This is a genomic window from Geotalea daltonii FRC-32, from assembly GCF_000022265.1.
GTDB lineage: Bacteria > Desulfobacterota > Desulfuromonadia > Geobacterales > Geobacteraceae > Geotalea > Geotalea daltonii.
On sequence record NC_011979.1, the window covers coordinates 3604952 to 3628348 of the forward strand.

22 protein-coding genes and 1 riboswitch are annotated in these 23397 nt (G+C 53.5%); of the genes, 11 read left to right on the forward strand and 11 right to left on the reverse strand.

The genetic code is table 11. The annotated features are described in order from the left end of the window. Positions 1–44 precede the first annotated feature (44 nt). Complete coding sequence (locus GEOB_RS16285; protein ID WP_012648350.1) at positions 45–1574, reverse strand: glutamate synthase-related protein; 1530 nt, start codon at positions 1572–1574, stop codon at positions 45–47. A gap of 350 nt (positions 1575–1924) precedes the next feature. On the opposite strand from GEOB_RS16285, the gene yhbY reads away from it, so the two are divergent. Further along, positions 1925–2245, forward strand: coding sequence for a ribosome assembly RNA-binding protein YhbY (gene yhbY, locus GEOB_RS16290; protein ID WP_012648351.1), 321 nt, complete (start codon positions 1925–1927; stop codon positions 2243–2245). Positions 2246–2311: 66 nt separating this feature from the next. Here yhbY and GEOB_RS16295 read toward each other — a convergent pair whose 3' ends face one another. Together GEOB_RS16295 and GEOB_RS16300 are read right to left on the reverse strand one after the other, a co-directional pair. Further along, a complete protein-coding gene (locus tag GEOB_RS16295) occupies positions 2312–2881 on the reverse strand; it encodes a YXWGXW repeat-containing protein (protein WP_012648352.1) in 570 nt (189 codons plus the stop codon). A gap of 70 nt (positions 2882–2951) precedes the next feature. Then, positions 2952–3028: riboswitch (cyclic di-GMP riboswitch) on the reverse strand. A gap of 115 nt (positions 3029–3143) precedes the next feature. After that, the gene (locus tag GEOB_RS16300) at positions 3144–4295 is read right to left on the reverse strand and encodes a deoxyguanosinetriphosphate triphosphohydrolase (RefSeq protein ID WP_012648353.1); all 1152 of its coding nucleotides are present in this window, start codon (positions 4293–4295) and stop codon (positions 3144–3146) included. 361 nt (positions 4296–4656) lie between these two features. On the opposite strand from GEOB_RS16300, the gene rsmD reads away from it, so the two are divergent. The 5 genes from rsmD (at position 4657) to lepB (ending at position 8557) form a co-directional block, all read left to right on the forward strand. After that, positions 4657–5220 carry a 16S rRNA (guanine(966)-N(2))-methyltransferase RsmD gene (gene rsmD, locus GEOB_RS16305; RefSeq protein WP_012648354.1) on the forward strand — a complete coding sequence of 188 codons (564 nt, stop codon included), beginning with the start codon at positions 4657–4659 and terminating at the stop codon, positions 5218–5220. A gap of 9 nt (positions 5221–5229) precedes the next feature. Then, complete coding sequence (coaD, locus tag GEOB_RS16310) at positions 5230–5715, forward strand: pantetheine-phosphate adenylyltransferase (RefSeq protein ID WP_012648355.1); 486 nt, start codon at positions 5230–5232, stop codon at positions 5713–5715. 36 nt (positions 5716–5751) lie between these two features. Then, positions 5752–5946: a DUF1858 domain-containing protein gene (locus GEOB_RS16315; protein ID WP_012648356.1), complete on the forward strand. Its 195-nt coding sequence runs from the start codon at positions 5752–5754 to the stop codon at positions 5944–5946. Positions 5947–6048: 102 nt separating this feature from the next. Continuing rightward, complete coding sequence (gene lepA, locus GEOB_RS16320) at positions 6049–7848, forward strand: translation elongation factor 4 (RefSeq protein ID WP_012648357.1); 1800 nt, start codon at positions 6049–6051, stop codon at positions 7846–7848. A 49-nt stretch (positions 7849–7897) separates the two neighbouring features. Continuing rightward, positions 7898–8557 carry a signal peptidase I gene (gene lepB / locus GEOB_RS16325; RefSeq protein WP_012648358.1) on the forward strand — a complete coding sequence of 220 codons (660 nt, stop codon included), beginning with the start codon at positions 7898–7900 and terminating at the stop codon, positions 8555–8557. A gap of 70 nt (positions 8558–8627) precedes the next feature. On the opposite strand, the gene GEOB_RS16330 is transcribed toward lepB, so the two are convergent. The 6 genes from GEOB_RS16330 to dnaE form a co-directional block, all read right to left on the reverse strand. Then, positions 8628–9062 (reverse strand): pyrimidine dimer DNA glycosylase/endonuclease V, encoded by a 435-nt coding sequence (locus GEOB_RS16330; protein WP_012648359.1) that lies wholly within the window; start codon positions 9060–9062, stop codon positions 8628–8630. A 16-nt stretch (positions 9063–9078) separates the two neighbouring features. Then, positions 9079–9801: a pseudouridine synthase gene (locus tag GEOB_RS16335; RefSeq protein WP_012648360.1), complete on the reverse strand. Its 723-nt coding sequence runs from the start codon at positions 9799–9801 to the stop codon at positions 9079–9081. A 12-nt stretch (positions 9802–9813) separates the two neighbouring features. Beyond that, positions 9814–10134, reverse strand: a complete 321-nt coding sequence (locus GEOB_RS16340; RefSeq protein ID WP_012648361.1) for a nucleotidyltransferase domain-containing protein — start codon at positions 10132–10134, stop codon at positions 9814–9816. Further along, positions 10127–10552, reverse strand: coding sequence for a nucleotidyltransferase substrate binding protein (locus GEOB_RS16345; RefSeq protein ID WP_012648362.1), 426 nt, complete (start codon positions 10550–10552; stop codon positions 10127–10129). The genes GEOB_RS16340 and GEOB_RS16345 overlap by 8 nt, the downstream gene beginning before the upstream one ends. Positions 10553–10637: 85 nt before the next feature. Continuing rightward, a complete protein-coding gene (locus GEOB_RS16350; protein WP_012648363.1) occupies positions 10638–11594 on the reverse strand; it encodes an acetyl-CoA carboxylase carboxyltransferase subunit alpha in 957 nt (318 codons plus the stop codon). A gap of 60 nt (positions 11595–11654) precedes the next feature. Continuing rightward, entirely contained in the window at positions 11655–15125 is a 3471-nt protein-coding gene (gene dnaE, locus GEOB_RS16355) for a DNA polymerase III subunit alpha (protein WP_012648364.1), read from the reverse strand. A 204-nt stretch (positions 15126–15329) separates the two neighbouring features. Between dnaE and wrbA the strand changes: the two genes are divergently transcribed. From wrbA to GEOB_RS16375, 4 genes are all read left to right on the forward strand, one after another. Beyond that, positions 15330–15947 carry an NAD(P)H:quinone oxidoreductase gene (wrbA, locus tag GEOB_RS16360; RefSeq protein ID WP_012648365.1) on the forward strand — a complete coding sequence of 206 codons (618 nt, stop codon included), beginning with the start codon at positions 15330–15332 and terminating at the stop codon, positions 15945–15947. Positions 15948–16097: 150 nt separating this feature from the next. Then, positions 16098–17486 carry a TatD family hydrolase gene (locus GEOB_RS16365; protein ID WP_012648366.1) on the forward strand — a complete coding sequence of 463 codons (1389 nt, stop codon included), beginning with the start codon at positions 16098–16100 and terminating at the stop codon, positions 17484–17486. Positions 17487–17609: 123 nt separating this feature from the next. Further along, positions 17610–17990 carry a desulfoferrodoxin gene (locus GEOB_RS16370; protein ID WP_012648367.1) on the forward strand — a complete coding sequence of 127 codons (381 nt, stop codon included), beginning with the start codon at positions 17610–17612 and terminating at the stop codon, positions 17988–17990. A gap of 123 nt (positions 17991–18113) precedes the next feature. Further along, complete coding sequence (locus GEOB_RS16375) at positions 18114–19358, forward strand: MFS transporter (protein ID WP_012648368.1); 1245 nt, start codon at positions 18114–18116, stop codon at positions 19356–19358. Positions 19359–19942: 584 nt separating this feature from the next. Here the strand turns inward: GEOB_RS16375 and GEOB_RS16380 are convergent. Then, the gene (locus tag GEOB_RS16380; RefSeq protein ID WP_012648369.1) at positions 19943–20953 is read right to left on the reverse strand and encodes a transglutaminase-like domain-containing protein; all 1011 of its coding nucleotides are present in this window, start codon (positions 20951–20953) and stop codon (positions 19943–19945) included. 355 nt (positions 20954–21308) lie between these two features. Here GEOB_RS16380 and GEOB_RS16385 point away from each other — a divergent pair, with 355 nt between their 5' ends. Next, complete coding sequence (locus GEOB_RS16385; RefSeq protein ID WP_012648370.1) at positions 21309–22214, forward strand: selenium metabolism-associated LysR family transcriptional regulator; 906 nt, start codon at positions 21309–21311, stop codon at positions 22212–22214. A gap of 442 nt (positions 22215–22656) precedes the next feature. On the opposite strand, the gene GEOB_RS16390 is transcribed toward GEOB_RS16385, so the two are convergent. Further along, positions 22657–23352 (reverse strand): Bax inhibitor-1/YccA family protein, encoded by a 696-nt coding sequence (locus GEOB_RS16390; RefSeq protein ID WP_012648371.1) that lies wholly within the window; start codon positions 23350–23352, stop codon positions 22657–22659. Positions 23353–23397: the final 45 nt, after the last annotated feature.

The following is a 23397-nucleotide window of genomic DNA, read 5'->3' on the forward strand; positions in this document are numbered from 1 at the left end:
TTATCCTTCATGGTTCAGAGGATTAAATAGTTGCGTTTCCGGCTTTATTCACCGGCCGGCATGACACCCAAAAGGTTCATATCCTTTTCGGAAAGTCCGACCGCCCGCAGCTTGTAGCGGTTGCCACGCAGGGACTCCAGGGCATTCAGCCCCATGCCGCCGAGAATTTCCTTCATCTCGTGACCCCAGGCGTGAACCAGGTTGACGAGCTTTTCGGCACCGACTTCCGGATTGAGGCGCTTGGCCAAATAGGGGTCGTTGGTGGTGATCCCCCAGGGACACTTGCCGGTGTAGCAGCGTTGGCAGAGGGTACAGCCCATGGCGAGCAGTGTCGAGGTCCCCAGGTTGATGGCATCGGCACCAAGGGCGATGGCCTTGATGGCGTCGCCCGAGTTCCTCACCCCGCCGCCGACGACGATGGAAACCTGGTTCCTGATCCCCTCGTCGCGCAACCGGGAATCGACTGCAGCCAGGGCCAATTCCATGGGAATACCCACGTTGTCACGTATAACCTGGGGTGCGGCACCTGTACCCCCGCGGAAACCGTCGATGGTAATGATGTCTGCACCGGCCCTGGCAATACCGGAAGCAATGGCCGCCACGTGATGAACTGCAGCAATCTTGACCGAGACAGGCTTCTCGTAATTGGTTGCCTCTTTCAGGGCGAAGATCAGCTGGCGCAGGTCTTCTATTGAATATATATCATGGTGCGGCGCTGGAGAGATGGCGTCTGAGCCCATGGGTATCATGCGGGTTTCGGAGATCTGGTCATTGACCTTTTCTCCGGGCAGATGACCGCCGATACCAGGTTTGGCGCCCTGCCCCACCTTGATCTCGATGCCGACACCGGCATTCAGGTACTGCTCGCTGACACCGAAACGCCCGGAAGCAACCTGGACGATGACATTCTTGCCGTATTTATACAGATCCTTGTGCAAACCGCCTTCGCCGGTGTTATAGATGGTTCCCAGTTCCTGGGCGGCGGCAGCCATGGCCCGGTGCGCGTTGAGATTCAAGGCGCCATAGCTCATGGCAGAGAAGATAAAAGGATATTCAAGCTTGAGCTGGGGTGAAAGCTTGGTCTTCAGCGTCGGCTTGCCCGTCTTCTTGTCCTGGACAACTTCTATGGAATGGGGCTTTTTCCCCAGGTAGGTGCGCAGCTCCATGGGCTCCCGCAATGGGTCGATAGAGGGATTGGTAACCTGCGATGCATCCAGCAGCATATGATCCCAATAAATGGGATATTTGGCCGGATTGCCCATGGCGGCAAGGAGAATACCGCCGGTATCGGCCTGGGCATAGAGATTGCGGATATGGGCAGTGGACCAGGACTCGTTTTTCTTGAAAACTTCCTCGTTGGACCGGATGGTGATGGCGCCGGTCGGGCAGAGGGCCGAGCAGCGGCGACAGCCGATACAGCTGGTATTATCCTCAATCAGGACATTATCTTGTTCCACATACGAATGGACCCCATAAGAACACTGACGGACACAGACCTTGCAGCGAATGCACTTGGCATCGCTCCTGTCGATAACAAATTCGTTGAATGACTCGTTGACAGTTTTGTAAAGCACCTTGACCTCCCGAAACCAGGTACAGCGGATATACATGGGGCAGCTGTTTCGGCTATCTATATGCCAGATCCATGCCACCCAACATTCACCCGTGCTAACCCTGCGTAACTAGCGATTTTAGCAGCACCCACCCTTAAAACCCTATTAATAATTTACCAGTAACTCGACAATCATCCAATAAATATGAGTAACAGCATTACATAAATAATTTACTTTTTCTACACCTTACATAGGAAACGGTAAATGCAACACCAGAACGACATATCTCCAAACCTGCCATAATAAATTTGCCTTGGGTGGCTGGAGATGGTATTAATCGCAGCGATCAAAATAATTTACGGGGAACAGATATGCTGACAGGAAAACAGAAGAGATTTCTCAGGGGGTTGGGACACCCTCTGAAGGCGGTCATTACCATCGGCAAAGGCGAGATTAATGAGTCCCTGATCAGGGAAACAATGGAAGCCCTTGCCGCACACGAATTGATCAAGGTTAAAATACTGGAGAGTTGCCTTTTGGACAGATATGAAGCTGCTGCCGAACTTGCCGGATCATGCGGTGCCGAGGTTGCTCAAGTGTTGGGCAGAACCTTTCTGCTCTATAAGAAAGCCGACAAGCCAGCCATAGAGCTTCCCTCGGAAAAAGCCGCAAAAAAACCTTCCCGCAGATAAAGATCATAAAAAAGGGCGAGGAGAAAAACCTCCCCGCCCTTTTAATCAGATTATACAGATGTCCAGTTAGTCCTCATGCCGCCCATGCTTCCGCTCGTGCTTTTCCCACTTGCGTTCTTCCTTTTCCCACTTGCGCTCTTCCTTCATACGCTCGCGCTCTTCCTTACGATGCTCTTTTATTTCATGCTTGTCGGGACGGAAGTGCCTTCCACGATAATGATCGCCATCCCCACGGTAGCGTCGGTACTCTTCATCCCTGACATAGCGGATTCTTTCAAATTTGTGGCGACGGAGTCCCTGAGGAAGCCTGCGATACGAAGTAGCTACCCACGGTCCGTTATAACGGGGAGAACGATACCAGGTGTTGTCGCGGTATACATAGTAAGTATTGGAGATATAGAACATGTCGTAGGGGATACCCACTGCCACATAAAAACCTAGAGCTGACGGAATGATGAACTCGGGTGGTTCTTCTACGAAAATGGGAACGGGTGCCGGTGAAGGAACGACCACTGTTGCCGGCTGCCTGCCACCGCCATTTCCGATGTTGATGTTCATGTCGAAGCCGACATTTGCCAAAACAGGCTGTGCAGACAAAATTGCTGCCATCATCGGCACTAAAAGCAGTTTTTTCATACCATATCTCCTTTCAATTTGCCGGACCTGAAAATAGAAACAGCCGGGACCGGATATCTATAATTGATATTTCGGCAACCCGGCTGTCTCCTTGAGACCCATTAGGCTTTCCGCCCCACCTTCGCAGGTGGTTTAGTATTATCGTCTATCTGAATCAAATTGGTGTTGAAAAATCTATCCCATCACGGGCTAATGAGTCAAGATATTTCTCTTCAGGTTGTCGCCTGCCCAAAAGGTGATATAAGCCATCACTCGGCGTTTTCTAAACCCTCTCATATGGTTCGAAGAGCCGCTTGTATTCGTCCAGGGCAAAGCGGTCGGTCATGCCGGCAATGTAATCGCAGACCACCCGTTCCCGCTCTTCACGCTCCATTTTCTCCAGATATTTGCGCGGCAGCAGGGTCGGATGGGAAATGTAGACATCGAACAGCTGTGAAAGGTATCGCTCTGCCTTTACCCGCATCCTTTCCACCTTGTAATGATGGTAGAGGTTTTCCATCAAAAATCTCTTCAGCTGCCGGTTTTTCTCTGCCACCTGAGGGCTGAAACAGACCACCTGGTTGTTGACCCGGCGCAGGTCGTCGAGATCCTTGATGTTATTGGTCCTGATGTTGCCCATGGTGGTTTCGGTGATATCGGTGATCAAAAGGCCGATGATGGCACTTATGGTCTGACACTTCTGCCTGTCGGGATCAATGCCCGGATATTGCTCTGAAATATTCTGCCGGACCTCACGCCACAGATCCACACTCTCCAGTTGCTCCAGGGTTATGTATCCGGATTTGAGTCCGTCATCTATATCATGATTGTTATAGGCGATCTCGTCGGCAAAATTCATCAGCTGGGCTTCTACAGTCGGAACGATCCCCGGCAGAAATTCGGCAATGCCACCTTCAGGCCTGTCATAGGGAGAAGAATGCTTGATAATCCCTTCCCGAACTTCCCAGGACAGGTTCAGGCCGTTGAATTCCGGGTATCTTTCCTCAAGTTCGTCAACCACCCGGAGTGACTGGAGGTTGTGCTCAAAGCCGCCAAATCCCTTCATCAGCCGGTTCAAGACCTCTTCTCCGGTATGGCCGAAGGGGGTATGGCCCAGATCGTGGGCCAAGGCCAGGGCCTCAGTCAATTCCTCATTCAGCTTCAACCTGCGGGCAATGCCTTTCGCTATTTGTGCCACTTCAAGGGAATGGGTAAGCCTGGTACGATAGTAGTCCCCTTCGTGATTGACGAATACCTGGGTTTTGTATTCCAGACGCCTGAATGCAGCACAATGGATGATTCTGTCCCGGTCACGCTCGAATGCAGGGCGGTCGTCGCGCAATTCCTCCGGGTACCTGCGTCCGCGCGAAAGGGCGCTTTTTGCCGCATAACCGGCCAGGTCTGGCCTTTCCATCACACTTGCAGCTTCTGACATTTTATATTCCTCCGATTAAGTACTATTTTGTTTCCATCCGGAAACTCCGGATGAGAAACTGGTGGTTTCCGATTCGGAAAGAGGGGATTTTTTGTTCTGGCAGGGAAATCAAGGGCTTGCGCGGAGACGTACATCGGTACGTCGCACAAGTAAGCCCGCAGATTAACGCCGCCAGGGCAGAAAAGAACCCTTTCCGGATGGAAACTATTTAGTATCAGGTCAGGAGGGTGTCAACAACAAACTTCTCCTTGACGAGCCCCCCCCTTCATGGTAGGTTTTTAACCTTTTCAAAAATGCTGTTCTATAATAGCATATGAATCGAGCTTGGCAAAAAAGATCAGGTTCATGGAGAAACTGGCAATTGCGCATCATAAGCGGTTCGGCAAAAGGGCGTAAACTGGCTTCGCCCAAAGACATGCGGGTAAGGCCTACTGCCGACCGGGTAAAAGAATCCCTGTTCAACATTCTGACCAACCTTATGGACGACCTTTCAGCCGTCAGGACATTGGACATCTTTGCCGGAACCGGCAGCCTTGGCATTGAAATGCTCAGCCGGGGCGGCGCTTATGCCGTCTTCGTCGACAATCACCGCCAGTCTGCAGCCATGATTGCGAAAAACCTGCAGATGCTGGGTTTCGCGGAAAAATCCCGCCTCATGGTCGAAGAAGCGCTGGTAGCCCTGAGGCTCCTGGAAAGGCAGGGGGATGGATTTGATCTCATTTTTCTTGATCCACCATACAGCAAGGGACACACGGAGAAAATTCTTGAATTTTTATCCCACTCTTTGCTTGCTACCGATGATACTATAGTGGTTGCGGAGTTTTCGGTGCAGGAAGATATCCCTGCCGGTTTTGGCCAGTTGCAGCAGTTCGACAGAAGGGTCTACGGAGACACCGTCTTGGCTTTTCTTAAAAAATCAAGCTAGAGGATTAACATGCCCCTGAAAATAGCTGTCTATCCCGGTTCCTTCGATCCCATTACCTACGGCCATCTGGATATCATCGAACGTGGACTGAGGATCTTCGACAAAATTATCGTCGCTGTGGCTAAGAACTCGGAGAAAAACTCCCTGTTTCCCACAGATGAGCGCATTGCCTTGATCAAGGAGGTATTGGGCGACAGTGAACGGGCAGAAGTCGACACCTTTACCGGCCTTCTGGTGGACTACGTACGCGATCAGGGGGCAACGGTGATCATCAGGGGATTGCGGGCGGTATCGGATTTCGAATACGAATTCCAACTGGCCCAGATGAACAGAAGTATCACCCAGGATATCGAGACCCTGTTCATGATGACATCCGTACCCTATAGCTACCTCTCATCATCCATAGTCAAAGAGGTCAGCTCCCTCAACGGACCCATAGAAGGCCTTGTTCCCCCTGCGGTCAAGAAGGCTCTGGATGCGAAGTTCAATCGCTGAAATAATTTGCCGAAGATGGCACAAGGAGAAGCGACCATGATCAACAAGGACATGACCATTGGTGACATTATCCGGCGGTATCCCCAAACCATCACCATCTTCGAGCGGTACGGACTCGATTGCCATGACTGCCAGATAGCCGATTTTGAGGCAGTGGAGCATGGTGCCTCGGTACATAAGGTGGATGTAGATAAACTTCTTCATGAACTGAATGAAAAAATAGCTCCCTAATCTCACCCCTTTCCCCTCCTGGCAAAACCTCAGAAATCCCTTTACATTCAAGGTATAGTTATATATTGTTACTTGTTCAACTACAGGTAATAAAAGGGTAATATGGTACTGGATAACATACGCAACTTCTCCATCATTGCACACATAGATCACGGCAAATCGACCCTTGCCGACCGTCTTCTCGAATATACCGGAGCGCTGACCGAACGGGAAATGCAGAACCAGGTTCTGGACAAAATGGACCTGGAACGGGAACGGGGCATCACCATCAAGGCCCAGGCCGTCAGGTTGAACTATCAGGCTAATGACGGCAGGCAATACATACTGAACCTCATCGACACCCCAGGACACGTGGACTTCACCTATGAAGTTTCCCGCTCTCTGTCCGCCTGCGAAGGCGCTCTGCTGGTGGTTGATGCATCACAGGGGGTAGAGGCCCAGACCCTGGCCAATGTCTATCTCGCCCTGGAAAACGATCTGGATGTCTTTCCGGTTTTGAACAAGATCGATCTTCCTGCCGCCGAGCCGGAACGGGTCAAGCAGGAAATAGAGGACATCATCGGCCTCGATGCCCATGACGCCGTTCTCGCCAGCGCCAAGGAAGGCATCGGCACCAGGGAAATTCTCGAGGAAATCGTCAATAAAATTCCGCCCCCCAGGGGTGATGCTGCAAAACCCCTCAAGGCGCTTCTTTTCGACTCATGGTACGACCAGTACCAGGGGGTAATCGTCCTTGTCCGTATCCTTGACGGCTCCGTCAAGAAAGGGGACAAGATTCAGCTCATGTCCAACCGCCGTAACTATGAAGTCCTCAAGGTGGGTGTCTTTTCCCCCGCCATGTGCGAAGTGGCAAGCCTTTCCGCAGGCGAGGTCGGCTTCATTATCGGCGGCATCAAGGATGTGCAGGACGCCAAGGTCGGTGACACCATCACCAATCTGCACAACCCCTGCGATGCGCCCCTGTCCGGATTCAAGGAAGTGCAGCCGATGGTCTTCTCGGGGCTGTATCCCATCGACACCTCCCAGTATGAGCAGTTGCGCGATGCACTGGCCAAGCTGAAACTGAACGATTCGTCTTTTTCCTATGAACCGGAAACATCCCTTGCCCTTGGCTTCGGCTTCCGCTGTGGTTTTCTCGGCCTTCTGCACATGGAGATCATACAGGAGCGCCTGGAGCGGGAGTTCAACCTTGACCTGATCACCACTGCCCCCACCGTCGTTTACAAGGTTCACCGGCTTGATGGATCGATTATCACCATCGAGAGCGCTAACCAGCTCCCCCCGACCCAGGAAATAGAGTTCGTGGAAGAGCCATTCATCCTCGCCTCCATCCATGTGCCCAACGAATTTGTCGGTGGCATCCTGGCCCTGTGCGAGGAAAAACGCGGCGTGCAGCGAGAGATTAAATACCTGACACCGACCAGGGTGATGATTGTCTATGAACTGCCCCTGAACGAAGTGGTGCTGGATTTCTACGACCGACTGAAATCCATTACCAAAGGCTACGCCTCTTTGGATTACGAGCACCTGGACTACCGGCGCAGCAACCTGGAGCGGCTCAACATCATGATCAACGGGGAGGTGGTAGATGCCTTGTCACTGATCATCCACAAGGAAAAGGCCTATTACCGCGGGCGCGATCTGGTGTCGAAAATGAAGGAGCTGATCCCCCGTCAGATGTTCGAAATTGCCATTCAGGCAGCCATCGGCAATAAGGTAATAGCCAGGGAAACCGTCAAAGCCCTGCGCAAGGACGTCCTTGCCAAATGCTACGGCGGCGACATCACCCGAAAACGGAAACTTCTGGAAAAGCAGAAGGAAGGCAAGAAGCGCATGAAGAACGTCGGCAATGTGGAACTGCCCCAGGAGGCATTTCTCGCCATCCTCAAAGTAGAAGGATGAAGAGGATAAAGCAAAGCCCTCAATCTCTGATACAGACAAAGGATAATCCATGGAAGATTACAAGAACATGACATCGGAATCGGCGAAACCAGAGCTGCAGGTCAAGAAAAAACACATTGTTCGGGAATATGCCGAGTCCATAATTATTGCCGTTATTCTGGCACTTATTATCCGTACCTTTATCGTCCAGGCCTTCAAGATCCCATCCGGTTCCATGGAAGACACCCTGGCCATCGGCGATCATATCCTGGTCAGCAAGTTCATTTACGGTACCCAAATTCCTTTTACCAGTACAAGATTGCTGAAGATCAGGGATCCCCGGCGTGGCGATGTCATTGTCTTCGAATATCCCGAAGACCCCAGCAAGGATTTCATAAAAAGGGTCATCGGCACCCCAGGCGATACGATTCAGGTGATCGACAAGAAGGTCTACGTCAACGGCAAGCTGTACGAAAACCCCCACGAAGTCCACAAGGAGAAGGACGTTATCCCAAAAGAGCAGAATCCCCGGGATAACACCGATCTGATTACCGTACCGACCAATGCCTATTTTGTCATGGGAGATAACCGGGACCGTTCCTACGACAGCCGCTTCTGGAAATTCGTCAGGAATGACCAGATCAAAGGGCTCGCTTTCATCAAGTACTGGTCATGGGACAAGGAAAATTTCGGCGTACGCTGGAGAAGCATCGGCAAGCTGATCGATTAAGGACTAAGGCAGGAAATATGCACTTTAAAAAAAAATCCCGGTCACCGAGCAAGGTGTAACGGGATTTTTTTTATTCTTTCAGCCGCTCCCACTCAGCGACAATGCCGGGGACAATGGGAAACAAGGGGTGAGGGTCTGGAAGGGAAATGGACTGGATATTCATTAGCAACGACGGAGCACGAACCTGCAGTTTCTCTTTCAGGTGAACCCATTCGTACTCCAGCTGTCCCGAAGTGGCCACGATGAGTTCAGCACCCTCCGTCGGACCAATTTTTGTATTATCGAAGGAATAGCCCCGTTTCAGGGCCTCCCTGTGCACCTCCAGCAGATATAGTGCGATGGAAGCCGCCGGAGCAGCCGTTTGCCGAAAGCGGATCAATTGGGGATGCCGGGTATAGCCCCGGGTCTGCCCATTGAGAACAGCCTGGGCCAGCAGCGCTTCCCGCCACAGGGCAACCAGTCCCTTCTGGTCCAGGTATTTGGGATGCAGGGTCCAGAGGCGCACAATCAGATCCTCATATCTACTTCCGCTCTCCCTGCTGCAGGCGCTCAACCTCTGTTGAACTCAATTCCCGGTACTGACCCGGCTTGAGTTCCCCTATCTCCAGGAAGCCGTAACGGGAACGTTTCAGCCGGACCACAGTCAGCCCCACCGCTTCGCACATGCGGCGCACCTGGCGGTAACGCCCCTCGTGGATGGTAATGGAGATCCAGCAGTTATGGTCGCTTTCCCGCACCAGTGAGACCTGCGCCGGTGCGGTCATGCCGTCTTCCAGGTCTACCCCCATCTGCAGATGCTTCAGTTGCGAAGGGCTCGCCTGGCCCCTGATCCGCACCAGATAGCCCTTATCCACCTCGTGGCTTGGGTGTGCAAGTCTGTTTGCCAAAGCACCGTCATTGGTCAAAAGCAGCAGCCCTTCCGTGTTGTAATCGAGCCGCCCCACCGGATAGACTCTCTCCTTCACATCCTTGAGCAGATCGGTGACAATGGGCCGCCCTTCCGGATCTTTCATGGTGGTCATGTAGCCGACCGGCTTGTAAAGGAGGAGATAACGCTTGCGGGACTCCTGCCTGATGGGCTTGCCATCCAGAGTAATCCGATCTGATTCGGCATCTGCCTTGGAACCCAACTCGGTGACGACTTGTCCGTTAACGGCAACGCGACCGGCGGTAATGATTTTTTCAGCCTCCCGGCGGGAGGCGATGCCGGCCTGGGAAAGTATTTTCTGTAAGCGTTCCTGCATGTAAATTCCTTCTTAACTGTCGGTTCTTTCGTAGAACACCTTGCCTACTCTACGGATATGCTCCACCAGATTGGGATTGGTGATTTTATGAAACAGAGAAAGGTCTATCTTGTAGGGAAGCAGGAGGTCATCCAGCTCGTTCGCAAGGCGCAGCATTTGTGGATGAGTCAACTCATTGCCGATGATAGTCAAATCGATGTCGGAACCGTGGCGATAATTTCCTTTTGCGCGCGAGCCATAGAGAATGACCTTCTCTATTTGCGGACAGGAGGTAAAAACTCCATTTATCTTCTCGATGGTGCTTTCCTTGAGACCGAAGCGCTGGTCACTCATTCAAACCGCCCTGGGAATCGGCCAGATGTTGCATTGTTTCCTCTAATGCCTTGAAGAGTGCGAAGTAGCGATTGACGATATTCTCGGCTATGGTGCGGGCAGTATCTTCATTGTAGGTGTGCACTGTGAGGTTGCGGTCCTTCAGCATATCCATCCAGCCGTCCCCGTCAACGATCAGTTCAAGGGCGAATGCCTCTCGGATGGCGTCTCGCGACCCGTAAATATTCCGGTTGCCCTGCTCGCGCAAATAGTCGCGAATCACGTTCCAACCCAGTTCGTAGGTGTACTCGAAAGCCTGGATAACTCCCTGCTCTTCAAGCTCGCTCAGATTACCCTTATCGACAAATTTCTTCAATTGGGCCAGAGCTTTGTTGTAGTTAGCAAATCTTTGCTGCCAACGAATGTCATCCCTGTCCATGAAACCTTTCCCCCAACATGAATGAAGAACTCTGCGTAAAAACAAAAGGCGGGAAACCTTCCCGCCTCGATGCTTCATCTGCTGGCTATTCCACAAACCGTGACATCTTTCTGAATTTCTGGTAACGCTCCTCGATCAGCTGCTCGGCGGGAATCTTGCGCAGCTCTTTCAGGTTCCTGGCCAGGGCCTGGTGCAGGTTCTTAGCCATTGTCTCATGGTCCCGATGGGCTCCTCCCAGGGGTTCCTTGACGATCTCGTCGATGACCTCCAGCGCCTTGATATCCTTGGCCGTCAGTTTCAGCGCCTCGGCTGCCTGCTCACCCTTGGTGCCGTCGGACCAGAGAATGGCTGCGCATCCTTCAGGGGAGATAACCGCATAGACCGAATGCTCCAGCATCAGAATCCGGTCGCCCACCGCTATGGCCAGCGCCCCCCCCGAGCCCCCCTCGCCGGTGATGACAACGATGATCGGCACTGTCAGGCGTGACATCTCCCGCAGGTTGCGGGCGATGGCTTCGGCCTGCCCCCGCTCTTCTGCACCGATGCCCGGGAAAGCACCCGGTGTGTCAACAAAGGTGATGATGGGCAGCTTGAACCTTTCAGCCATTTCCATGAGACGTAGCGCCTTGCGATAGCCCTCAGGGTTAGGCATGCCGAAGTTGCGGAAGACCTTTTCCTTGGTGTCTCGCCCTTTCTGATGGCCGATAACCATGACCGGCTCGCCGTCGAGCCTTGCCAAGCCACCAACTATGGCATGGTCATCTCCAAAGTTGCGATCCCCATGCAGCTCGTTGAACTCGGTAAAGATAAGCTCAAGATAATCAAGGGTAAATGGACGATTGATGTGGCGAGCTACCTGGGCGGTCTGCCAGCGGCTGAGATTGGAATAAATATCAGCCTGTACCTGCTCTGCCTTTTTCTCCAGCTTGCTGATCTCGGTCTTCAAATCCAGGGTATCGTTTGATAGTTCGTGCAGCTCCTGGATCTTGCGCTCCAGGTCTGCCAGCGGTTTTTCAAACTCCAGGTAGGTCTGTGTCGCCATTTATTCGGGTCTCCTTTAGGTTGCACTGAATTTGAACCAGACATTGGTGAACTAACTGGGCTACTCGAAAGAAACGGCATTATAACCCAGCAGATTCTTTACTTCCAGAGATAAATCTTCAGAGGCAGACAGCATGCAGGTATCGGGAAGATTGATGGTGGTCCTGGATTGTTCGGGAATGACGATATGCAGATAGGATCTGCAGGAACCCGGATAGCGTTTGATGATCCCTTTCAGGGATTCAAGCTGTTCACGGGCAATACCTGACTGCACCGTCACATGAACACGGCGCGTCTCCCGCTCGGTTAACTCCCTGAGCAGTACAACATCGCTGGCAATGACCTTGATATTTTTCTCGCCCACTTCCACCGTGCCGCTGACGAGGATGGGGTCATCGCCGGCGAGACACTCGGCAACCCGACTGTAGACCTTTGCCAGCACCACCACCTCCACCGTGCCATGCAGGTCTTCCAGGGTGACGAAGGCCATGCGGTCACCTTTCTTGGTGATGAACTCCTTTTTGGCCACGACGATGCCGCAGATCTTGACCTCGGCCTTGTCTTTGATCTCGGCAAAATCGGAGGTATGGACGGAAGCAAAACGCCTGATCTGGGCAGAATAGCGATCAAGGGGATGCCCGGTAATGTAAAAGCCGAGGGCTTCTTTTTCCTGGTTCAGGAGAAACTTGTCATCCCACTCTGGCAGGTCGGGCAGGCTTCCCTTGCCGTTGCCGTTCCCCCTGGTCATTTCCTCGACACCGAAAAGTGAAACCTGGGCACTCTCCCGCTCCTGCTGGATTTTCTGCCCCAAGGACATGGCATCTTCCAGCCCCGCCATGAGCGGCGCCCGCTTGGCGCCGGTGGAATCGAAGGCGCCGCATTTGATCAATGATTCCACCACCCGCTTGTTGACCTTGCGCTGGTCCACCCGCTCGCCAAAATCGAAGATATCGGCGAAAGAACCCGTTTTCCTCGCCTCCAGTATCGCTTCGATGGCAGATTCACCCACGTTCTTCACCGCCCCCAGACCAAAGCGGATGGAATTTCCCAGGACCCGGAAGGAAAGATCGGAGGCGTTGATGTCGGGGGGCAGCACCTCGATCCCCATATCCCGGCAGTCGCTGATGTTCTTGATGACCTTGTCGGTACTGCCCATGTCCTCGGTGAGGAGGGCTGCCATGAACTCTACCGGATAGTGGGTCTTGAGATAGGCGGTCTGGTAGGCCACCAGGGCATAGGCGGCGGAGTGGGACTTGTTGAAGCCGTATTCGGCGAACTTGGCCATGAGGTCGAAGATGGCCTCGGCCTTTTTCGGATCGATATTCTGCTTTTCCGCCCCCGCCAGAAACGGGATCTTCTCCTTGGCCATGACCTCGGGGTCTTTCTTACCCATGGCGCGGCGCAGGAGGTCGGCCTGGCCGAGGGAATAGCCGGCCAGGACGCGGGAGATCTGCATGACCTGTTCCTGGTAGACGATGACCCCATAGGTGTCCTTCAGGATCGGCTCCAGTTGCGGCAGGTCGTAGACAACCTTTTTGCGGCCATGCTTTCGGTCGATGAAGTCGTCAACCATGCCGCTGCCCAGAGGGCCGGGACGGTAAAGGGCGCAAACCGCGATGATGTCCTCGAAACAGGATGGCTTCAGCTTGACCAGCAGTCCCTGCATGCCGGAGGATTCAAGCTGGAATACGCCAGTGGTGTTGCCGGACTGGAGCAGCTTGTAGGTCTCCTCGTCATCATCGCGCAGGACAGTGATATCGAAATCGGCATTTTTCCCGGCGCGGATCAGTTTCACCGCATTGTGGATGACCGTAAGGTTCTTGAGGCCCAAAAAGTCGAACTTTACCAGGCCGATCTTTTCCACGTACTTCATTGAGTACTGGGTGGTTATTGACCCGTTCTTTTGATCCTTGTAGACCGGGCAGAAAGCCTCCAGCACGTCAGGCGCCACAACCACACCGGCTGCGTGTGTAGAGGCGTGTCTTGCCAACCCTTCCAGGCAAAGAGCCACATCCAGCAACTCCTTAATGCGAGGATCGGCCTCGGCCAGCTCGTTCAGTTTCGGCTCCTGCTGCAGGGCCTTTTCCAGGGTAATGCCCAGGACCTCAGGCACCAGCTTGGCTATGCGGTCCACATCGCCGTAGCTCATGTCCAGCGCCCGGCCCACATCGCGGAGCACGCCTCGAGCAGCCATGGTACCAAAGGTGATGATCTGGCAGACCTTGTCCCGGCCATACTTCTCGGTGACGTACTGGATCACCTCCTCGCGGCGGTCCTGGCAGAAATCCACGTCGATATCAGGCATGGATATACGTTCCGGATTGAGGAACCGCTCGAAGAGCAGGTTGTAAGGAATAGGGTCCAGATCGGTGATACGGATGGAGTAGGCAACCAGCGAACCGGCTGCCGAACCGCGTCCCGGGCCGACGGGAATGCCATGGTCCTTGGCCCAGTTGATGAAGTCGGCAACAATGAGGAAATAACCGGGAAAGCCCATTTGCTTGATGCAGTCGAGCTCAATCCTGAGCCGGTCGTAGTAACCCTTTTCCTGATCCGCCGTCAGGTCCGGATATTTGGCCCGCACCGCCACCAGCCGATCCTTGAGCCCTTCATAGGCCTGCTCCTCCAGGACATCATCAAGGCTTTTATCCGCCGGCTTGATGTATTGGGGAAAGTGATAGGTCTTGAAGTCAAGCTCAAAGTCGCAGCTTTCGGCAATGCGCACCGTATTGGCAATGGCCTCTGGCGCATAATGGAAGGCAGCAGCCATCTCTTGGGGGGACTTGAAGTAGAACTCCTCGGCCGAAAAGTGCATGTGGTTCGGATCGTTCATTGTCTTGCCGGTCTGGATGCAGAGCAAAACCTCGTGGGCCTTGGCATCCTCGCGGTTAAGGTAATGACAGTCGTTGGTGGCAACCAGCGGCAGTGAAAGCTCCGAGGCCACTTCCAGCAGGCGCTTATTGGCCACATCCTGCTCTGGAAGGGTGTTTTCCTGGAGTTCGATGTAATAGCGGCCGGGAAAAAGCTCGGAATACCAGCGGGCTGTGGCAACGGCATCTTCGATTCGGTTACGGCCGCACTGATAGGCAACCTCCCCTTTGAGGCAGGCGGAAAGCGCTATCAACCCTTCGCTGTGCTCAGCCAGTATCTCCTTGTCGATGCGCGGTTTGTAGTAAAACCCCTCCTTGTAACCGGCTGAGACCAGCCAGGAAAGGTTCCTGTAGCCCTGCAGGTTCTGGCAGAGCAGGACCAGATGATAGCTCGAAGTAGACTCGTGGCCATTGCCGCTCTCCTTGCTGAACCGGGAGCCGGGAGCAATATAAACCTCGCTGCCGATGATCGGCTTGATCCCCTTGTCCTTGCACTTGGTATAGAACTCGATGGCGCCGAACATGTTGCCGTGGTCGGTAATGGCAACGGCAGGCATCTCATAGCCCTTGACCTTCTTGATCAGGTCACCGAGGCGAATGGCGCCGTCCAGCAGCGAATACTGGGTATGCAGATGAAGATGTACGAAATCCGGCTGGCTCATGGGTCCTTAAATACAACTATGGGAGCCGGTCCTGCCCATGGCTCCCTTTTAGTCAAACTAAAAAATTTCGGTTATTATTACATAACAACAGCTGGGGTGTCAACAAGCCAACGGGGCAAAACCGCCTTCCCTTGCGCACATGGCAATACGTGATAGAGTATTTGCACTATTCATCGTCTGCACTTTTCGATAGGAGGTAACTGCATGAAAGTACTGGTAGTTTATTATTCCATGTATGGGCACATACACCGCATGGCAGAGGCAATTGTTGAAGGGGCAAAGGAAGTAGTCGGGGCGGAAGTAGTGCTCCGCCGAGTTCCGGAAACGCTTTCCCATGATGTACTTGAGAAGATGGGAGCGGTGGAAGCGCAACGGAGCATGTCCCATATTCCCATCTGCACCGTTGACGAGCTGGCAGAGGCCGATGCTGTAATTTTCGGTTCACCGACACGTTTCGGCAACATGTGCGGCCAGATGCGCCAGTTTCTGGACGCAACCGGCGGTCTTTGGGTAAAAGGATCACTGATCGGCAAAGTGGGGAGCGTCTTTGCCAGCTCCAATACTCAGCATGGAGGGCAGGAATCAACCATCCTCAGCTTTCATACTACGTTGCTCCATCACGGCATGGTCATCGTCGGCCTCCCCTATGCATTTCAGGGCCAGATGCGCAATGATGAGATCACCGGGGGGTCTCCCTACGGCGCATCCACCGTTGCCGGCACCCAGGGGGAGCGGCAGCCGACCGAGAACGAACTTGCGGCTGCCCGCTACCAAGGGAAGCATGTGGCATCCATAGCCTACAAGCTGGTGATGGCCCGCTGAATATCTGTTCACGGAGGGTTGGTACCGTTTCGGCCAGCTCTCTCCTCAATTTTCCTGCCTCACTATTGCCGATTCTCCATGGGAAAAATTTGCATGCAACGGCTGCCGGTGCTATCCTGCCTCCCTAATCAAAACTGAAGGGAATGCATAATGATGCCTTATAACACCTTGATCGACTCACATGCCCACATCTACGGGCCTGAATTCAAAGATGATTTTGCTGATATGCTGAAAAGGGCGGAAGAAGCCGGTGTCAGCGAGATCATCGTCGTCGGCACCGATGTGGCGACAAGCAGGGCAGCCTGTGAACTGGCGACCAAGTATGAAAACCTCTATTGTGCCGTGGGTATCCACCCCCATGATGCCTCAGGGGTGACGGACAAATGCTACGAAGAAATTCGCCATATGGCCAACAGCTGCACAAAGGTTGTGGCCATCGGCGAAATCGGCCTGGATTTCTACCGGGACCGCTCGCCCCGCCACCTGCAGGAAGAGGTCTTCCGCCGTTTCATCCGTCTGGCCAGGGAGGTATCGCTGCCGGTCATCATCCACGACCGGGACGCCCATGACCGGGTAATGGCCATTGTCATGGAAGAGAATGCCGGTGCTGTGGGAGGCGTCTTCCACTGCTTTTCCGGCGATCTGCAAATGGCCAGCCGGTGCATCGACCTGGGTTTCCATATTTCCATACCGGGCACCGTCACCTATCCGTCCAACGAAGGCCTGCGCCAGGTTGTACAGGGTACGAAGATCGAAAAGATGCTGGTCGAAACCGACTGCCCTTACCTGACCCCTGTCCCCCATCGGGGCAAACGCAATGAACCGGCTTACGTGAGTATCACCGCAGCCAGGGTAGCCGAAATCAAAGGATTGTCGGTGGAGGATGTGAGCCGGATAACTACACTCAATGTGCGCAACCTTTTCAATATCGGCGCCAAAGACCAGAATGCCCGCATTGCCTACCGCATCAGGCAATCCCTCTATCTGAACATCACCAATCGCTGCTCCAATCGTTGCTCGTTCTGCGCCAAATTCGAGGATTTCACCGTCAAGGGGCACTATCTGCTTTTGGACCACGAGCCGGGATTCAGCGAGGTTATGGCGGCAATTGCCGAGCACCACGGCTATGAGGAAGTGGTCTTCTGCGGCTATGGCGAGCCGCTCCTGCGCCTTGACCTGATCAAGGAGATCGCTGCTGAGCTGAAGACACGGGGGATCAGGACCAGGATCAATACCGACGGCCAGGCCAACCTTGTTTACGGCAGGAACATTCTGCCGGAGCTGGAAGGCCTCATCGACTGCGTCTCCGTAAGCCTCAACGCCGCCGACCCCGAGACCTATGATCGGCTCTGCCACACCCCCTTTGGCGAAGCCGGTTTCAACGGGGTCTGCGATTTTCTCCGGGAAGCCCTCAAATATATACCGCAAGTTGTAGCCAGCGCTGTCACGGTGCCGGGACTCGATATCGGCCAGGTCAGAGAGCTTGCCCATTCGCTGGGTGTTGAGTTCCGGGAGCGGGAATTTGCGGAAGTCGGCTGAGTCTTTACCCATAGCAATGGGGCAATAAATTTAATGATGCAGGTTGCAATCTTCAGACTACCTGCTATAAGATAAAAAAGACCGAAATGGTCGTCTTAATTTTAAATGAAGGAGGGTAACACTATGAGCAAAAAACTGGAAATCTACAAATGTCAAAGCTGTGGAAACATAATCGAGGTCTTTCACGCCGGAGCGGGTGAACTGGTCTGCTGCGGCAGTCCCATGGCGCTGCAGGTGGAGAATACGGTGGACGCTTCCCGGGAAAAACATCTGCCGGTAGTTGAAAAGAACGCCGGCGGCATCACTGTCAAAGTCGGCAGCATCCCCCATCCCATGGAGGAGCAGCATTTTATTGAATGGATCGAAGTGGTTGCCGATGGCCGGATATTCCGCCAGGAACTGAAGCCGGGCGATGTTCCCCAGGCAGTTTTCCCGGCGGGAAGCGGTAAGGTTGTCGTTCGAGAATACTGTTCTCTTCACGGCCAGTGGGCTACCAACGAATAGCCTTCGACCACGGCTTTCAGACAAAAGCCTGCCCCTCGGCAGGCTTTTTTATTCTGGCTAAAAAATAACCGGCCAGCTATAATGCCCGCCTGAGTTGAGTTCCTTACCCGGAAAAAGGTTATCATGAACCAAAAGACCCGCTGGCTTTTGACCCTCTGCCTGGCCCAGATATTCATCATGCTGGCTTTCATCAATTATTCGGCGGTTCTTCCACTCTTGAAGCAAGAATGGGAGATGAACAACGTCAAAGCCGGTTCCATATTCTCCGTCTACCAGCTGGGATACATTGCTTCTGGGGTCATCCTCTCCACCCTGACAGATCGGCTGAACACCAAGCACATCTTCATTTTCTCGGCCCTGTGGTCAGGCACAGCCAACTTGCTTTTTGCCTTTTGCGCCCATGATTATCTATCTGCCTTGGTGTTCCGGGGCTTGACCGGCATAGGCATGGGGGGGACCTACATGCCCGGACTGAAACTGGTGGCGGAAAAATTTGCTGCCGGCAAGCGGGGAAAGGCAGTCGGCATCTATGTGGGATCGCTGGTTCTTGGTGCATCCCTATCCCTGGCGGTGACCGGCGCCGTCACTTCCCTGGCCGGCTGGAGATGGGCTTTCATCGTCTGCTCCATCGGTGTCTACTGCGGTGCAGCCTTGTCCCTCATCGTCTTCAAAGGCTACCACCCCACTGTGCACGTCGCTTCCGAACAAGGTTTTCGCGGCGAAGTACTTCGCAACAAGCCGGCATTTCTGATGATATTGGGCTATGGCTCCCACATGTGGGAGATGTACGGCATGAGAAGCTGGCTGGCGCCTTTTTTCACCGCCGCACTGGTGGGTCACGGCATAGCCAAAGGAATCGCCACCGGCTGGGCGGCCACTGCAGCAGCGGTTATTATCGGCATCGGCACCTTTTCCACCGCCATTACCGGTACCCTGTCAGATATCCTGGGCAGGACCAGAACCATTTTCATAGTCATGTGCGGCAGCGCCATGCTCTCCTTCACCTTCGGCTGGCTGGTGAATGTCAATCCCTACCTCACCTTTGCCGTCGGCATTGTCTATGGCTATTTGATAGTTGCCGAATCACCGGTTTTTTCGGCAGGACTGACGGAATTGGTGGCTCCCGGCTATATGGGTGCTGCCATGGGACTTCAATCCCTGATCGGTTATTCCCTGGGAATGATCTCGCCAACCGTTTTCGGCTGGGCTCTTGACCTGTGCCACGGCTGGCAACCCTGGCCCGGAATAGATGCCGACTGGGGAGTCGCATTTGCAACTGCAGGCCTGGGCGCGGTCACCGGCCCCATCTTCATGTACATGTTGCGCCGTTGTCCGGAAAGCGAGCGCATGGCAGGCGGCAGGCGCTAGTGTCCCGATCGGTTAATTCATTCCTTACAATTCTGGCTCTTTTGGCCCCTGGCTGCGTTGCGTCTCCTTGGCTTAGGCCCTGCTAGGCCTGCGTCGCCGCGCCTTGCCAGGAACCAAAATCCCTCAGAATTCTTGCGGCGAACTAACCGCACGGGAACCGCCCCCCCGGACAGCGTCAACAGGACCGAAAATGTTTGTCAGTTTTTTGACAGCAAGTGGCAACCAAAGTGATTCCGTCGTGGAAATAAATACTTCCCCCCACTGAGCGGCCGTCAATTAATTGTCGTTTTTGGGAACAATAAAAAAAGTGGAAAACTTTCTGACTTTTATGGATAAAAGCCTGCTGGATGCGCCTGTAATCCACAGAATCTGTGGATAACTTTGTGGAAAAAGGTGTACGAGCAGGTGAATTTCTGCGAAATTTTATATGAATTTAACATTCTGCCTCTTTTTTGGGCAGGCGAGAAACCTTTCTCGACCCTTCTTTCCTTCAGAGCCGCCCTTCTGATGACAATCGCCCATAAAAAAAAGCCGCATCCTTGACAGACGCGGCTTTTAGCTGCCTTTATCCAGCCTGAGGCAGGCTACTTCTCCCGGTAGGTTATTCGGTAACTGAAGGTTGCCGGCTCCAGCCAGTCTATCACGTTGCCACCAACCTCTGCATAGGGATAGCCGAAGGTATTGAGCGGCGCTCCGCTTTGGGCAGGATTAAGGACCAGATCGCGCCCGAAGGCAAGTTTCACCCGATATTGGTCGATCCCTCCCCAAAAGTAGTCATGCAGCTCCCGTGTCCTGACATCCTCTGGCTTCAGCTTTTCCACCAGCATCGCCTTGCGCACGTCTGCCGGATCCACGGGAACCCAGCCGTAACCGGGCAAATAGAACTCGGCCCAGCAGTGCTGCCACCCCGTGATATCCTCTTCTGCCTTTTTGCCCAGCCTGATACCGAAGATCTCGCGGGCCGGAACCCCGGCCGCTCTGGCAAGGGCGACAAAGACCGAAGATATATCAGTGCATTTACCGCCGGGCTTCTTGAGCAGGGCACAGACATCCCCCTTGCCGCAGCCGCGTGTATCTGGATCGCGCCAGGTGTTTTCGCAGGTCCAGTCATAGATGGCCTTCGCCTTCTCCAGTACGGTTGTTTTCCCTTTGGTGATCATTTCAGCAATTTTCTTCACTTCCCCATCGACCGGTCCGAGGCTGGTAGCAGCAAGATATTGTCGATAGTCGTCAGGGCTCCACGACGACTCCTTTGCAGGAAAACTGCGGCGCACCGCTTCCTCCCTTTCCACGGTGAAGGAATAGACCAGCTTACGGCCGGCAGTATTTTTGTCCCATTGGGCATAAAGGATCGGGGTACCGTTGACCCGTTCTGTATACACGGCAGAGGAGGCATAGTCGCCGGAGATCTTCACATGGGAAATCTGCTGCTCCGCATCGGAAACGGCATAGGGGAGCCAGAGTCTTGCCTCCTTGCCCGGCTCCTGCGCGGAAAGATCCACCTCCACCGTGACGACACCGCCACGGCTCTTTGCCAAGCAAGGAGCGGCACTAAGAAGACAGGAAACAACCAACAGCATCAACAACTTATTCATTTATTACTCCTTCCGGTTTTTTATCGTTTTCTAACAGGTTGTTGAAAAACGTCATGAGGAGGTCGCAATGCAAGGCTCAAGCGAGCGAGGAGACGAGGTGTACCCTCTGTACGTCGAGTTTCCGAGCGAGCGGCAACGCAGCAGAGCGATCCCGCAATAGTTTTCAACAACCTGCTAAACTGCTCGGCACTAAACATCAGTCCTTACCTTCTCCCCCTGGACCGGACGGTAGTGCTAATCGGGTTTCTAACTGGAATCGCTACTCTTCTCATAAATGATTGACTCCCCACTGTCAAATTGATAATTTTGATAAAACTTATAATTACCATCGTTTTTCCCAATAGGAGAAATATTCATGAACCTGAAACAGCTAGAGGTTTTTTTGGCAGTGGCCGAAACGGGCAGTTTTTCCCAAGGGGCAGAGGCGACCTTCATTACCCAGTCGACGGTAAGCCTGCACATATCCTCATTGGAAAAAGAATTCGGCGTCAAGCTACTGGACCGGACCGGCAAGGGTGCACTGCTCACTGAGGGGGGGAAGGTGTTCCGGCAGCACGCCCGGCAGGTTGTTGTCGCGGCACAGGAGGTCGCACTGGCCATGAGCCGCTTCCGGGGAGTCGAATACACAACCCTGTGCATCGGTGGCAGCAACATTCCAGGCGACTATATCATTCCTGAAATACTGTCTTTATTGCTGGCCCGTTTTCCTTCGCTCACCGTAAACATGATTCAGGGTGACAGCCGGGAGATTCTTGCCAAGATCCAGAATGAAGAAATTGAAACCGGAATCATCGGCAGTTGGTTCGACAATGATGACTTTATCCTCACACCGGTGGGTAATGACGTAATCAGGCTTGTGGTGGGGGAAAAACATCGATGGCACGGCAGGAAAGCAATAGGCCTGGAGGAGCTGCAGGAGGAGGCTTTCATCCTCCGTGAGTCCGGTTCCGGGACGGGCAAAACAGTAGCTGAAGCCTTGGTGTCTGCAGGAATGAATATAGCCGCCATACAGGTAAAGGCGCGGCTGGGAAGTAACGAGGCCATAAAGCAGGCGGTGATGAACGGATTGGGGATTTCTTTTATTTCACAGATCTCAATAAATAAAGAACTGTCAAGAAAAGAACTAGCAGCAATGGACGTAAGCGGGGTGAATCTTTCGCGACATTTTTATTTGGTACAAAGGAAGGGGCGGGAACTATCGCCCGCAGCCAATGCCTTTGTTGAAATTGCCCGGAAGATGCACTCAACGGAGAAGGCATAGGTTCTTGGTCTATTTCTAGGTTTTAGCAGGTTGTTGAAAAACGTCGAGAGTAGGCCGAAATGCAAGGCTTAAGCGAGCGAAAAGCCGAAGCGTACCCACTGTACGTTGAGGTTTTGAGCGAGCGATAACGCAGCAGATCGGCCACGCAACAGTTTTTCAACAACCTGCCAGGAGTCTGTCTGACATGGGGGATCGCAGCGAGAGGATAGCAGGTCGAGGACAGATTTACGGAAATATGGACTGATCTGCTATTCTCGCGGCAGATTCATTCCTAAGTACGACAGAGTCACGTGCGGCTAATTCTTTCCTGATAATTTCGGGTCTTTTGGCCCCCGGCTGTGTTGCGGCTCCTCGACTTAGGCCCTGCTAGGCCTGCGTCGCCGCGCCTTGCCGGGAACCAAAATCCCTCGAAATTCTTGCAGAGAACTAACCGCACGGGACACTAGCGGCGGTTACCGAGCAGACGTAGCAGCATGAGAAACAAGTTGATGAAATCCAGATAAAGGGTAAGGGCACCGAGGATGGCCGGTTTCCGACCCTCTGCACCGCTCGCGGCCATGGCCTTGATCTTCCAGGTGTCATAGGCGGTAAGACCGGTAAAAACTATCACCCCCAGGGCAGAAATGATCCACGAGGCGGCGCTGCTTTTGGTGAAGATATTGACGATCGAGGCGATGACAATACCGATCAGCCCCATGAAGAGAAAGCTGCCCATGCCTGTCAGGTCACGCTTTGTCACATAACCATAAATGCTCATGGCACCGAAGGTGGCGGCGGTGATGACAAAGGTGGAGCCGATGGATTCGGCGGTGTAGACGGCGAAGATGGCGGACATGGTGACGCCATTCAGGGCGGCATAGAGAATGAACAATGACGAGGCTGCAGTGGCGCTGAGCCTGTTGATGGCGCCGGAAATGGCGAATACCAGCCCCAGTTCGCCCAGGATAAGTGCGTAGAACACCAACCTGTTGCCGAAGATGGCATTGAGCATAACCGGTGAAGAAATGGTGACCATGGCCAGAATTGCAGTAACCAGAAGTCCGCCACCCATCCAGGCGTAGACCTGTCTGATAAGGGTGTTCTGGGCGATGGCAACCTGATCGGCGGTGCGTGGGTAATTCACATTGAAGTCGTCCATTTTGTGCTCCTTCCTTTTTTAGGTTTGCTGATAAAGTTGATTAAT